Here is a 13,437-nt window from a genome sequence, read left to right on the forward strand (position 1 = left end):
GAGTCTCTCTGGAGGGTGGTGGTGTGAGCGCACGCGCGCCCGGGCAAGTGGGCATTGTGCATGCCCGAACCGGCCCGCGATCGAACAATTTGCTATGAGCTTATTTGGCGGCCCGCCTGCTGCGCAGGGCCTTTCCGACTTCCACGGCGATGTAAACGGTGGCGGCGGCGGCCAGGCAGATCAGCAGCTCTGACAGGCTGAGCGGCTGGGTCTTGAAGATGGGGTTGAGAAAAGGCACATAGATGGTGGCCATCTGCAGGGCAAAGGTGAGCAGCACGGCGCCCAGCAGTGGGCGGTTGCTCAGTAGTCCCAAGCGCCAGATGGGTTCGGATTCAGAGCGGATGGCGATGACATGCGCCATCTGGGCCAGGGTGAGCACCGTGAACACCATGGTTTGCCAGTGGGCATGGCCGGTGTGCAGGGCCCAGGCCTGCACGGCCAGGCACAACCCGGCAATCAGCAGGCCCATGAACAGGATGTGCTGCCACATGCCATGGGCGAACAGGCTCTCGTTCGGGGGTCGGGGCGGGCGTTGCATGATGCCGCGCTCGGCCGGTTCGGCCGCCAGAGCCAGGCCGGGCAGGCCGTCGGTGACCAGATTGACCCACAGGATATGGATGGGCAGCAGCGGAATGGGCAGAAACAGCAGCGGTGCGAGGAAGATGGTCCAGACCTCGCCTGAATTGCCGGTCATGGCATAGCGCACAAATTTTCGGATGTTGTCGTAGATGCGGCGCCCCTCCTTCACTGCGGCCACGATGGTGGCGAAGTTGTCGTCGAGCAGCACCAGGCTGCTGGCCTCGCGTGCCACATCGGTGCCGCCGCGCCCCATGGCCACGCCAATGTCGGCGCGTTTGAGGGCCGGGGCATCGTTCACGCCATCGCCCGTCATGGCCACGAAATGCCCCTGGGCCTGTAGCGCCTCGACGATGCGAATCTTTTGTTCCGGGTCGACCCGCGCATACACCTGCACCTGCTCGACCTGCGCACGCAGGGCCGCAGCGTCCAGCGTGGCTAGATCGGCGCCGGTGAGCACCGGGGCGTCGCTGCGAGTCACGATACCCAGGCGGTGCGCAATGGCGCGTGCTGTGGCGGGGTGGTCGCCGGTGATCATCACAGGGGTGATGCCCGCGCTGATGCAGTCGCGCACGGCGGCCTGCGCCTCGGGGCGGGGCGGGTCGATAAGGGCGATCAGGCCCAGCAGTTCGAGCTGGCTTTCCACGGCATCGAGCGCATTGGTATCGGGCAGGCAGGCATGGTGGCGCCGGGCCAGGGCCAGCACGCGCAGGCCCTGTGCGGCCAGGGTGGAGGCGGTGGCCAGCACGCTGGCCCCGTCGAGTGGGGCGCCGCCTTCGGGCGTCCATTGCGCGGTGCAGCGCGGCAGCAGCGATTCGGGCGCGCCCTTGGTGTAGGCCACAAAGCCATCGCCCTCCCGGTGGAAGGTCGTCATGCGCTTGCGGTCGGAATCGAAGGGCTGTTCCTGCACGCGCGGGCACGTGTGGTCCAGCTGGTCCTTGTCCAACCCGCCCGCGTGCGCAGCCAGTACCAGAGCGGTTTCGGTGGGGTCGCCCACCCAGGGTTTGGCCGTGGCGGGTGGGTCGCTTTCATCGGTGCCGTTGTGCCCGTGGCGCGTTGCGTCGTTGCACAGGGCTGCGGCGCGCAGCGCTTCGTGGTGCACGGGGCCGGGCAGGGCGTCGCCCGGTGTCCAGCGCTGGCCCAGGGCCAGCAGTTGTTCTGCCTGCATGCGGTTCTGGGTGAGGGTGCCGGTCTTGTCGGAGCAAATGGTGGTGACCGAGCCCAGAGTTTCGACCGAAGGCAGGCGGCGCACCAGCGCATGCACAGCCACCATGCGGCGTGCGCCCAGCGCCAGCAGCACCGTCACCACCGCAGGCAGCGCTTCGGGGATGGCCGCCACGGCCAGGCTGATGGCCGTGAGCGCCATCAGCAAGGGTGCCTCGCCGCGCAGCACGCCCACCACGAAAATGATCGCGCAGATGCCCAGTACCGCCAGTGCCAGGCGCTTGCCGAATGCGGCCAGGCGCAATTGCAAGGGGGTGCTGCGGTCCTCGCTGTCGAGCAACCGGGCTACTTTGCCCAGCTCGGTGTGCATGCCGGTGGCCACCACCAGACCACGGGCACGGCCATGGGTGGCCGTAGTGCCCTTGAATGCCATGTTGGTGCGGTCGCCCAGGGCACTGGCACCTGCAAAGGCCAGAGTGCCGGTTTGCTTGGCGACGGTGACGGATTCGCCCGTCAGCGCAGATTCGTCCACCTGCAGTTGCGCAATCTCGATGAGGCGCAGGTCGGCTGGAATTTGGTTTCCAGCCTCCAGCAGCACGATGTCGCCCGGCACCAGGGCGCTGGCGGCCAGGTCCTGCACCTCTCCGCCGCGCAGCACGGTGGCATGCGCGGCCGCCAATTGCTGCAGCGCCGCCATGGCCTTGTCGGCGCGCCAGGCCTGCACGAAACCGATGACGGCATTGAGCACCACGATGACCAGAATGACCAGTGTGTCTGTCAGTTCTCCCACCAGGCCTGAAACGATGGCGGCGCCCAGCAGCACCAGAACCATGAAATCCTTGAATTGATCGACCAGCAGGCGGGGCCATCCGTGCGATGCGGGGCCCGCCAGTTCGTTCGCGCCATGCAGTTCGGTGCGGCGTCCCGCTTCGTCAGGATGCAGGCCGGTGTCCGGGTCCACGCCATGGGCGCGGGCCAGGTCCGGGATGTCGCGCAGGTGTGCGCCGCCCGTGGGCGCAGGGGCTTGAGAAGATGGCTGGGCCGGATCAGTTGCCATGCAGAAAAATCACATAGGTGTTGAGCAGGTAGACCGCCACAAGGGCCAGGCTGACGGCGCCCACGGCGCGCAGGACCCGGTCGCGTGGGCGGAAGAACAGGCCGACCATGGCCAGGCCAGTCATCACGATGGCCGATGCGGTCGAGACGGCGTGCACCAGTGATACGTCGGCCAGCAAGGCGCCCTGGCGGTAAAAAAGGTCGTCTACGGCAATGATGGTGACGTTGAACAGGTTGCTGCCCAGCAGGTTGCCAATGGCCATGTCGAGCGCACCCAGGCGCAGGGCCGACAGGGTGACGGCCAGCTCCGGCAGGGTGGTGGCCATGGCCACGAACAGGCTGCCGACAAAACTGCGGTTCCAGCCCATGGCGTGTGCCAGGTCAATCGCGGCGAAGGGCAGCCACAACCCTGCGAGCACAACCACCAGCGCCGCTAGCACAAAGCGCGCAATGGCCTGGCGCAGCAAAGCGGTTGCGGGGGCAGAAGCTGGCTCCATGTCCGTTTCGGTCGGGTGGGCGCGTTCATAGGCAAAGACAACGCGCATGGCCACTACATACAACACCAGCATGACGGGCGTCATCAGCCCCAGCCCCCAGCGCGAAGCCTGGGATACGTGGCCCGTAGCAGGCTGCGGTGCCAGTTGGCCGATCAGTAGGCCCAACAGCAAAAAGCCCAGCAGTACCACGCCAAAAGCAGCCGCCAGCACATGGCCCCGGTGGGCGCGGCTCCAGACAGGTTCGCGCCGGTGCAGCAGGTCGATCACCACGAGAAATGCCAGGTTCAGCACGCAACTGCCCACGGCATTGCCCACAGCCAGGTTGGGCGCCTGGGCCAGGGTCACGCTGGTAATGCCGGTGGCCAGTTCTGGCAGAGAGGTGACGCTGGCGACCAGTGTCAGGCCAATCCAGCTCCCCGACAGCCCGGTGTGCCGTGCGATGGCATCGCCATAGCGCGAGAGCTGAAAGCCTGCGGTACCGATCAAGGCCGCGCAGGCAGCAAACTGCATCCAGGCCCAGGCAGCGGCACTCATGCGGCCAGGGGCCTCCAGGCGGCAGGCGATGAAACGGGGCGGTGCAGTGAGACGCGGGTCATGGTGATTTCCAGGGCCCGCAGGGTGCCGCGCATCAGGGCGCGCGCTGCGGACGGTGGGTGTAAAAGGTAACGGGGGTTTCGTGCGCTTGCTGGAGCACGTGGCGCTTGATCTTGCCGACGACATGCATTTCACAGGGCTTGCAGTCAAAGCGCAAGGTCAGCCGCTCGTTTCCGTTGACCAGTGTCAAGGGTTCGGCGCGAATCGTGCCCTGTACTCCTGTGACGCCCTTGGCCTGCTTGGGACATAGGCTCAAGGAATAGCGTACGCAGTGCTTGGTGATCATCAGGCTGACTTCGCCTTCTTCCTCGTGGCTTTCGTAAGCCGATGCGATCACCTTGACGCCATGGCGCGCATAGAAGTCGCGTGCCTTGTGGTTATACACATTGGCCAGGTAGGTCAGGGTGTCCTCGGGGTAGGGCGCTGGGGGCTCTACCGGCTGTGCGCGTTGCAGGCGCACCCAGCCATGGTTGCGCGCGGCTTCAAGGCTGGCCAAGGCATCGCGGCGCAAGGGGTTGAGCACCGAGGCAGGTATGAACCATGGCTGGGAGAACTGCAGCCTGATATCGTGCACGGCAAAGTGGCTGCTGCCAAAGCGGCCCAGTTGCTCGCGCAGGCTGGCTTCGGCCTGGGCCCTGTCCTGGGCAGTCTGGTGGGGCTGGGCCACCTCGGCTGTGCCGGTGAAACCGTCCTCGTCCGTCAGCGTGAGAGCGAATCCATGGGCGGTTTCGGCCAGTTGTACCCACAGGCCGATACGCCGGTCGCTCGACTTGCGGTCGAGGCCACGCACCCAATCCATGTCCCGGTTGCGGTTGATTTCTGTGCCCTTGCGCAGATCCTTAAAGCCTTCCATCGGATCTTTGGGGAAGACACGCCACTGGGTCGTGCTGCGTGGTGATGCGGGCTCAGCGCGGTTGATGGCCAAGCCGACCAGTTCCTTTTGCAGGTTGTAGTAGCACAGGCCGTCGCCGTTGTGCAGCACGGTTGCGGGGTTGCTCACTTCCAGCTCCACGAAATTTGGCCCCAGTTTTGTCACCCAGCCAATGGCTTGGCCGGGGTTTTTGGGGGTATCGAAGGCTCCAATGTCGTCTTTGCGTCCATTGACAAAGTAGTCGGTGAACTCGCGGTTGAAGTTTTGCAGTGGATCGGGCGTGAAGGTGAACCGGGTACGGCCGCTGGAAGCGCGGGCCAACGGGTGGGCAGAGTTTTCGCGCTCATCGATGATTTCGTCGAGCAAGGTGCGGTAGTGGGCGGTGATGTTCTTCACGTAGCCCATGTCCTTGTAGCGTCCTTCGATTTTGAAGCTGCGCACCCCGGCATCGATAAGCGCACGCAGGTTATCGCTCTGGTTGTTGTCTTTCATCGAGAGCACATGCTTGTCGTGTGCAATGAAGCGGCCCTGTGCGTCGGTCACCTGGTAGGGCAGGCGGCAGGCCTGGCTGCAGTCGCCCCGGTTGGCGCTGCGGCCCGTTTGGGCATGGCTGATGTTGCACTGGCCGCTGTAGGCCACGCACAGCGCACCATGGATGAAAAACTCGATACTGCACCGCTCGGGGTTGGTGGCGGCGCGCACGGCGGCGATCTGCTGCACGGTCAGCTCGCGTGCCAGCACGATCTGGCTCAGGCCGGCGTCTTGCAGAAAGCGTGCTTTTTCAGGTGTGCGGATATCGGTCTGTGTGCTGGCGTGCAACTGGATCGGTGGCAGATCGATCTCCAGCAACCCCATGTCCTGGATGATGAGCGCATCGGCGCCCGCGTTGTAGACCTGCAAGGCCATCTGGCGAGCATCCTCCAGTTCGTCGTCGCGCAAGATGGTGTTGAGCGTGATGAAGATGCGGCTGTTGAAGCGGTGCGCGTGCTTCACCAGGCGTTCAATGTCCCGGATGTCGTTGCCCGCCCCGGCACGTGCGCCAAAGGCCGGGCCGCCAATGTAGACGGCGTCGGCGCCGTGGTCAATGGCCGCAATGCCGATGTCGGCGTCACGGGCGGGAGAGAGCAATTCAAGCTGGTGGGGCAGGAGGGACATGGGGCGCAATTATCCCGCCGAGGGCGCCTACGCGCTGGCAGCCCCTGCGTTTCCCCGCTTTATGCGGGACTTGCCTGTCGTTGTGCCATGGCTTCTCCCAGGCGGATGGGCCGTGCGGCGGCCCAGTCGGGGTTGAACTGCAGCGGCCCTTGCGGAAATAGCATGACCACGGTGGAGCCGAGCAAAAAGCGGCCCATTTCCTCGCCCTGGCGCAGGGTGATCGACTGGTCGGCGTAGTCCCACCGGCGCGGCACATCGGGGCGCGGCGGGTTCACCAGGCCATGCCACACCGTGGCCATGCTGCCCACGATGGTGGCGCCCACCAGTACCAGCACGAAGGGTCCCTGGGCGCCATCGAATACGCAGACGACACGCTCGTTGCGCGCAAACAGGCCCGGCACACCGCGTGCGGTGGTGGGGTTGACAGAAAACAGGTCGCCGGGGACATGCACCATGTGTTGTAGCGTGCCGTCGCAAGGCATGTGGATACGGTGGTAGTCGCGCGGGCTCAGGTACAGGGTGGCGAAATGACCGTTCTGGAACTGTGCGCCCAGGGCGGCGTCTCCACCGACCAGCGCGGTGGTGGTGTAGCTGTGCCCTTTGGCCTGAAAGATCTGGTCCTGCTGTATGGGCCCGAACTGGCTGATGGCGCCGTCCACCGGACAAATCAGGTCGGCATTGGCCAGGGGCCGCGCACCCGTGCGCAAGGGGCGGGTGAAGAAGTCGTTGAAGCTGGCATAGCTGGCCGGGTCTGGATTGGCGGCTTCGGCCATGTTGACGCCGTAGCGGGCCACAAAACGGCGGATGAGGGTGGTGGTCAGCGCGCCGGCACGCGCCGATGCAATGCGCCCCGCAGCGACGGTCAAAGCCCGTTTGGGCATCAGGTACTGGGGCAGTACGGCAAGTCGATCGGACACGGCAGGGCTCATGGGGGAGTGGCGCAAGCGCGCCATTCTATCGGCGCGCGCTGCGATGACATGGCTGCGGCAAGGTCAATGAGCGGGCGCAGGCAGTACCGCCCCAACCAAGGCAAAATTCGCCCCCCTTCTGTCTGGTCAGCCACAGCATTGGCGCTGGGCGCGCTTGTTTTCTGCTTTCAAATGCCTGATTTTTCTCCCGAGCCAGTCCCGCCGAATCCCGCTGCCTTTGGGCGCATGGCAGGCTGGCTGCGCAATTTCTGGCCCGCTCCGGTGGGCATCAATCGTCGCGAATGGTTGCGCGTGACCATCGGTGTGGCACTGGGGGTGCTGCTGTCGGCATTGCTGGGCCGTTGGTGGTGGCACGCCGGGGCCGGTGGGCATTACTGGATGGTGGCTTCGTTGGGGGCCAGTGCGGTGCTTGTGTTTGGTATGCCATCCAGCCCCTTGTCGCAGCCATGGTCGGTGCTGGGTGGCAATGCCCTGTCCGTGCTGGTGGGAGTGGCCTGTGCAGCACTGGTGCCCGATCCCTCGCTGGCGGCAGCGCTGGCGGTTTCGGCCGCAGTGCTGGTGATGGTGCCGCTGCGCTGCCTGCATCCACCCGGGGCGGCCGTGGCCTTGTTTGTAGTGCTTAATCCCGAAGAAAGTGCGCAGCTGGCGGCGTTCCCTGTGATGTTCAATGTGTGCGTCTTGTTGCTGGCGGGCATTGTCTACAACAATCTCACGGGGCGCAGCTACCCGCATCCACAAAATGCCGCGCAGGCGCCGCAAGCTGAAGGGGATGGCGGCTTCACCAACGCAGACCTTGACGCTGCACTGTCGCACTACAACCAGGTGCTCGATATCAGCCGCGCGGATCTGGCGGGGCTGCTGCACATGGCGGGCAGGGCTGCTTTTCAGCGCACACTGGGAGAGTTGCGCTGCGCCGACATCATGTCCCGCCCACCCATGGCCGTGGAAGCAGGGGTGGCCCTGAAAGACGCCTGGGAGATGATGCAGCGCGAGCAGATCAAGGCCTTGCCGGTGGTCGATTCCGCAGGGCAGGTGCAAGGTATCGTCACCATGGCGGACTTCATGCGCCTGGCCAAACTCGAGATGCATGAAGGATGGGGACAGCGTTTGCGCACCCTGGTGAGGGGGCGCTCGGGCCAGCCGACACGGGTGGAGGACATCATGAGCCGACAGGTCCAGGTGGTGCAGGCACATCAGCATGTGATGGACCTGGTGCCGCTTTTTTCCCGGGGTGGACACCACCACATACCTATCGTAGATGCGAAATCACGGTTGGCTGGAGTCATCACCCAAACCGACCTCGTGCGTGCTCTGGCGTCGGCTTTGCCTGCCCCTGAAGGCACGCCGGTTGGCAGCCTGTAGGCAAAAAGGCTGCATCGCGCTACAATCGACAGGCTCATGCACAGCGCTTTGCCTGTCCATTGAAGCCGTCTCTCCCGGCATTCTTCCCGAACTGCGCCCCGGGTGCAGCGAACCCCACAGCATGCAAAGCACATGGCGTCTGCCGTAAGCGACAGGCGGTACCGTCTGTGGAGGAACCGCAATTTCGCAGGCGCCGTCCACGGATTGAATTGTTTTAGAGATTGAATATGGCAAAAGAAGAACTCATTGAAATGCAGGGCAGCGTCACCGAAGTGCTGCCCGATTCGCGCTTTCGCGTGACGCTGGAAAACGGTCATCAACTGATCGCCTATACCGGCGGCAAGATGCGCAAGCACCACATCCGCATCCTGGCCGGTGACAAGGTGTCCCTGGAGCTTTCTCCTTACGACCTGACCAAGGGTCGCATCACCTTCCGTCACCTGGCAGGCCGCGGCCCGGGCCCGTCCAGTCGTTGATGGGGTGTGGCCAGCGTGCTCACACTAAAAATAAAATCCTTCCTTGGTTCTGATTCGGTGAATTTTTCGGGTTAGAATTCTAGCTGTCGGAGCGTAGCGCAGCCTGGTAGCGCATCTGCTTTGGGAGCAGAGGGTCGCGAGTTCGAATCCCGCCGCTCCGACCATTGTTTGAAGGACTTGCAACCCCGTGTTGCAAGTCCTTTTTGCTTTGGGGTGCAAAGTTTACTCCTGTGTGGAGCGCTTCCCTTCAACGCAGATCGGTGCTTGCTGATGGCATCATGGCGCTTTGCGTTCATTGCCCTTTGCTGCGTGACTCCATCCAAATCTCTGTCTGTTCCTGTCGTCAGCCCGGTCCGCCTGGGTGTTGTCGATGCCTTGCGCGGCAGCGCCATGGTGTGGATGAGCGTCTTTCATTTTTGTTTTGATCTGAGCCATTTCGGCTACTGGCCACAAGACTTCCGGTCTGACCCGGTCTGGACGCTGCAGCGCACGTTGATCGTCAGCCTGTTTTTGCTGTGTGCAGGCATGGGCCAGGCCGTAGCGATCCACCAGGGCCAGAGTTGGAATCGGTTTGGCAAGCGGTGGATGCAGATTGCAGCCTGCGCCATGCTGGTGACCCTGGGCTCTTTGGCGATGTTTCCCCGCAGCTATATCTATTTTGGTGTGCTCCATGGCATGGCGGTCATGCTGCCGCTGGTGCGCGCTACGGCGTCGTGGCGGCGCTGGTTGTGGCTGGTGGGTGGCATTGCACTGGCATTGCCTTGGGTGGCGCATGCGGCATTGACCGGGCCGCTGGCCGATTGGGCGGTGTATTTCAATGCCCGTCCCCTGAACTGGCTGGGCCTGGTTTCGCGCAAGCCATTCACGGAAGACTATGTGCCGCTGCTACCCTGGCTGGGAGTGATGTGGTGGGGTATGGCGGCGGGAATCTGGTTGCTGGAGCATCGCACCCATTGGCTGCAAGTGCGTCTGCCTGCTGGGTTGCAAGGCTTGGCTGTGCTGGGGCGATGGAGCCTGAGCTATTACATGCTGCACCAGCCGGTGTTGATTGGTCTGTTGCTGCTGTGGGGCGTGGTGGCGGGACACTAGAACCCAGGCATAAAAAAACGCGGCCGAGGCCGCGTGTTGGTGCAAAAAGCATCAGGTACTTATTCGACCTTGGCCTTGGCGCGCATTTCTTCCTGGAACTTGGCCGCCTTCGTCTGCTGCAATTGTTGGGCAATCTGCGGCTTGACTTCTTCCAGCTTGGGCAATTGGGCCGTACGAACGTCATCCAGGCGGATGATGTGCCAGCCAAACTGGCTCTTGACCGGAGTGGTGGTGGTCTTGCCCTTTTCGAGCTTGGTCAGAGCTTCGGTGAATTCGGGGACATAGCTGCTGGGGTTGGCCCAGTCGAGGTCACCACCCTTGGCGCCAGAGCCTGGGTCTTTGGATTGCTTCTTGGCGATTTCTTCAAACTTGCCGCCCTTTTTGAGCGCAGCGAGGATGGCCTTGGCTTCGTCTTCCTTTTCGACCAGGATGTGGCTGGCCTTGTATTCCTTGCCGCTGTTGGCGGCCACGAACTTGTCGTACTCTGCCTGGATTTCGGCATCGGTCACGGCGTTCTTCTTCTGCTCGTCGAGGAACAGCTCGCGGATCATGATGCTCTGGCGTGCCAGTTCCATCTGTGCCTTGTAGTCGGCCGAGGCATCCAGCCCGCGTCTTTGCGCTTCCTGCATGAAGATCTCACGGGCGATCACTTCTTCCTTGATCTGGCCTTCCATTTCAGGCGTGACCGGGCGACCCGAGCGCTCCACCTGCTGGCGCAAGGCTTCGGCGCGCTCCTTCGGAATAGGCTTGCCATTGACGATGGCAAGGTTTTGGGCAGAAACGGGCAGGGCCACGGTGCCCATCAAGGCGGCGGCCACGAGGCCGGTCAAGAGCTTTTTCTTCATTCGAAATCCAAAAAGAGAATGGTTTTCCAGGCGGGGAGCTAACGAGAGGAATGCGCTGTCGCCTGTTCAGAGAATTTCAATCGCGATGGCGTGGGCGCCCCGGTCAATGAATTCTTGCAGCGCATCATACACAAGGCGATGCTGGCGTACGCGGGGCAAACCAGTAAACATTGGTGACGCAATGCGCACCCGAAAATGGGTGCCAAACCCGGTGCCGTTGGCGCCTGCGTGGCCATCGTGCGCATGGCTTTCATCGAGGACTTGCAGCGCGGTGGGCGTGAGTTTTTCGCGCAGGCGCTGTTCCATGTTCGGGGCGGTGATGGCGAGGGTGTTCATGCCAGCGGATCCTTTGCGTTATCGGTGTCCTTGATGTAACGGCTGAGAAAAAGGGCCTGCGCCAGTACAAAAAGCAGCATCAGCCCCAGCCCGCCAAACAGTTTGAAGTTGACCCAGGTGTCAGTGTCGTAGTGGTAGGCCACCCAGAGGTTGATACCGCCCATGGCGGCAAAAAAACCGGTCCAGCTCCAGTTCATGGCACGCCAGGCGGCGTCGGGCAGCTCCATTTGTGCACCCATCAGGCTCTGGATGAAGTTCTTGCGAAAGAACAGTTGACCGATGAGCAGGGTGCCGCCCATCAGCCAGTAGAGCACTGTTGGCTTCCATTTGATGAAGGTTTCACTTTGCGCCAGCAGGGTGGCCCCGCCAAACAGCACGATGACGCCCAGGCTCAGCCATTGCATGGGTTCGACCTTGCCGTGCTTGACCCGCAGGTAGGCGATTTGCACTACGGTGGCAGCGATGGCGATGCCTGTAGCCACGTAGATGCCCCAGAATTTGAAGGCAACGAAGAACAGGATGATGGGGAAAAAGTCGATCAGCAGTTTCATGGCGTAGCCGGTGGTGCCTTGTCAGGAGGCGTCGGGAGCAAAGTCCAGCGACGCCGAGTTCATGCAATAGCGCAGGCCCGTGGGGGCCGGCCCGTCCTCGAAAACGTGGCCCAGGTGCGACCCGCATTGTGCACACACTGTCTCGGTGCGGCGCATGCCGTGGCTGCTGTCGGTGATTTCGGCAATGGCGCCGGGCACCGCCTGCGAGAAGCTGGGCCAGCCGCAGCCTGCGTCGAACTTGGTGCCAGAGTCAAACAGCTTGTTGCCGCAGCAGATACAGTGGTAGCTGCCGTCCTGCCAATGCGCCTCGAATTTGCCGGTAAATGGGCGCTCGGTCGCTGCATGGCGGGTGACCGCCAAGGCGCCGGGCTCCGCATTCTTGGCCTGTAGCGCTTCCTGCCACTGGGCCTCGGTTTTCTGGATGGGATAGTTCATGATGAGCAGCTGATGGAAAGTTGCTGGGCCCAATCGGGCGGGAAATCGGTATACGCCTCGAAGCCCGGATGTTCGTCGAACGGACGCTCGAGCAAGGCTTGGAGTGTGTGTACTTCGGAAAAATTCCCGGCCTGTGCAGCGCGAATGGCCTGCTCTGCAAGGTGGTTGCGCAAAACAAGCTGTGGATTATTGTTTAGCATCAAATTGGCATCTAACGCAATACCAGTAAGCGCTGAATGCTCTGAATACGATAGTAACCAGCGATCAAAACCTGCACGATCAGCAAACAGGTCGCGCACTGGTTCATGGTTGCCCGACGCCACCGCATGCGACAGGCGGCGCCAGAAGATGGTGTAGTCCACAGCATTGTCGGCCAGCAGGTGAAGAATACCGTCGATCAGCGTGCTGTCGCTCTCATGCGCCGCCGCCAGCCCGAGCTTGCCACGCATGTGTGCCATGAATTCTGCGGGAAAGAGGGCAACGAAAGAATCTAATGCAGCCATGGCGATGGCCGGGTCGCCAATCAGCGGCTGCAGTGCCTGGCCCAGCCGGTACAGGTTCCAGCGCACGACGGCAGGTTGCTGCTGGAAGGCATAGCGCCCCTGGTGGTCGCTGTGGTTGCAGATGTGGCCTGGATCGAATGCATCGAGAAACTGGAAGGGGCCGTAGTCGATGGTCAGGCCCAGGATGCTCATGTTGTCGGTGTTGAGCACGCCGTGGCAAAAGCCAACCGCCTGCCACTGCGCCACCAGGGCTGCTGTGCGCTCGCTCACTGCTTGCAACAGCGCTGCGTAGCGGTTGCCGTCAAAACCCGCTCCCGCCTGGCATTCGGGGTAATGGTGCTCAATCACGAAATCCGCCAGCGTTTGCAGCTCGGTCAACTGCCCGCGCGCGGCGAAATGTTCGAAGTGCCCAAACCGGATGAAGCTGGGCGCAACGCGGGTGACCACGGCGGCTGTTTCCATGGCTTCGCGGCGCACCGGCTCGGGCGAGCCCGTCAAGCACAAGGCACGCGTGGTGGGTATGCCCAGCGCGTGCATGGCTTCGCTGCACAAATACTCGCGGATGCTGGACCGCAGCACTGCCCGGCCATCCCCCATGCGTGAATAGGGTGTGAGGCCGCTGCCTTTGAGTTGTATCTCCATCGGCCCCGCCGGTGTTTCCACTTCGCCCAGCAGGATGGCCCGGCCATCGCCGAGCTGCCCAGCCCACACACCGAACTGGTGGCCGCTGTATACGCTGGCCAGGGGGGCGCTGCCGTGCAGGGGGGTGTTGCCACTCAGGGCGTGCAATGCCGCGTCGGAGTGCAGCCACTCCGGCGCCAGCCCAAGTTCTTGTGCCAGCCCTGCGCTGGTGCTAACCCAGTACGGGGCGGGCAGGGGGGTCGGTTGTAGCGGGGTATGGAAAGCGGGCCCCAGAGCGGCGAAGCTGTTGCGCCAGGCCAGGCCGCAATCGGCCCGCTCCGGGCGGTCTTCAGACTGGTTCATACGCCTATTCTCCC

12 protein-coding genes and 1 tRNA gene are annotated in these 13,437 nt (G+C 63.0%); 4 read left to right on the plus strand and 9 right to left on the minus strand.

Annotated elements, in window-relative coordinates:
- Positions 1-100 precede the first annotated feature (100 nt).
- The 4 genes from C8D04_RS04480 to asd all read right to left on the minus strand — a co-directional run bounded on the left by C8D04_RS04480 (position 101) and on the right by asd (position 6,830).
- Entirely contained in the window at positions 101-2,797 is a 2,697-nt protein-coding gene (locus C8D04_RS04480) for a cation-translocating P-type ATPase (RefSeq protein WP_116003780.1), read from the minus strand.
- A complete protein-coding gene (locus tag C8D04_RS04485) occupies positions 2,787-3,827 on the minus strand; it encodes a sodium:calcium antiporter (protein ID WP_116003781.1) in 1,041 nt (346 codons plus the stop codon). The genes C8D04_RS04480 and C8D04_RS04485 overlap by 11 nt, the downstream gene beginning before the upstream one ends.
- 94 nt (positions 3,828-3,921) lie before the next feature.
- Complete coding sequence (locus C8D04_RS04490) at positions 3,922-5,913, minus strand: U32 family peptidase (RefSeq protein ID WP_116003782.1); 1,992 nt, start codon at positions 5,911-5,913, stop codon at positions 3,922-3,924.
- A gap of 59 nt (positions 5,914-5,972) precedes the next feature.
- The gene (gene asd / locus C8D04_RS04495) at positions 5,973-6,830 is read right to left on the minus strand and encodes an archaetidylserine decarboxylase (protein WP_233521105.1); all 858 of its coding nucleotides are present in this window, start codon (positions 6,828-6,830) and stop codon (positions 5,973-5,975) included.
- A 183-nt stretch (positions 6,831-7,013) separates the two neighbouring features.
- On the opposite strand from asd, the gene C8D04_RS04500 reads away from it, so the two are divergent.
- The 4 genes from C8D04_RS04500 to C8D04_RS04515 all read left to right on the plus strand — a co-directional run bounded on the left by C8D04_RS04500 (position 7,014) and on the right by C8D04_RS04515 (position 9,769).
- Positions 7,014-8,204 (plus strand): HPP family protein, encoded by a 1,191-nt coding sequence (locus C8D04_RS04500; protein WP_116003783.1) that lies wholly within the window; start codon positions 7,014-7,016, stop codon positions 8,202-8,204.
- Positions 8,205-8,431: 227 nt separating this feature from the next.
- Entirely contained in the window at positions 8,432-8,680 is a 249-nt protein-coding gene (gene infA / locus C8D04_RS04505) for a translation initiation factor IF-1 (protein WP_024815327.1), read from the plus strand.
- 87 nt (positions 8,681-8,767) lie between these two features.
- Positions 8,768-8,844: transfer RNA gene (locus C8D04_RS04510), tRNA-Pro, on the plus strand.
- Between the two features lie 145 nt (positions 8,845-8,989).
- Positions 8,990-9,769, plus strand: coding sequence for a heparan-alpha-glucosaminide N-acetyltransferase (locus tag C8D04_RS04515; protein WP_165829119.1), 780 nt, complete (start codon positions 8,990-8,992; stop codon positions 9,767-9,769).
- 59 nt (positions 9,770-9,828) lie between these two features.
- Here C8D04_RS04515 and C8D04_RS04520 read toward each other — a convergent pair whose 3' ends face one another.
- From C8D04_RS04520 to C8D04_RS04540, 5 genes are all read right to left on the minus strand, one after another.
- Positions 9,829-10,614: a peptidylprolyl isomerase gene (locus tag C8D04_RS04520; RefSeq protein ID WP_116003785.1), complete on the minus strand. Its 786-nt coding sequence runs from the start codon at positions 10,612-10,614 to the stop codon at positions 9,829-9,831.
- Positions 10,615-10,680: 66 nt separating this feature from the next.
- A complete protein-coding gene (locus C8D04_RS04525; RefSeq protein WP_116003786.1) occupies positions 10,681-10,950 on the minus strand; it encodes a BolA family protein in 270 nt (89 codons plus the stop codon).
- Positions 10,947-11,501, minus strand: a complete 555-nt coding sequence (locus C8D04_RS04530) for a septation protein A (protein ID WP_116003787.1) — start codon at positions 11,499-11,501, stop codon at positions 10,947-10,949. Before C8D04_RS04530 ends, C8D04_RS04525 begins: the two co-directional genes overlap by 4 nt.
- A 21-nt stretch (positions 11,502-11,522) precedes the next feature.
- The gene (gene msrB / locus C8D04_RS04535; protein WP_116003788.1) at positions 11,523-11,936 is read right to left on the minus strand and encodes a peptide-methionine (R)-S-oxide reductase MsrB; all 414 of its coding nucleotides are present in this window, start codon (positions 11,934-11,936) and stop codon (positions 11,523-11,525) included.
- Positions 11,933-13,423, minus strand: a complete 1,491-nt coding sequence (locus tag C8D04_RS04540; RefSeq protein ID WP_116003789.1) for a protein adenylyltransferase SelO — start codon at positions 13,421-13,423, stop codon at positions 11,933-11,935. Before C8D04_RS04540 ends, msrB begins: the two co-directional genes overlap by 4 nt.
- Positions 13,424-13,437 lie beyond the last annotated feature (14 nt).

The sequence above is a fragment of the Simplicispira sp. 125 genome, assembly GCF_003096555.1.
Taxonomy (GTDB): Bacteria; Pseudomonadota; Gammaproteobacteria; order Burkholderiales; family Burkholderiaceae_C; genus Simplicispira.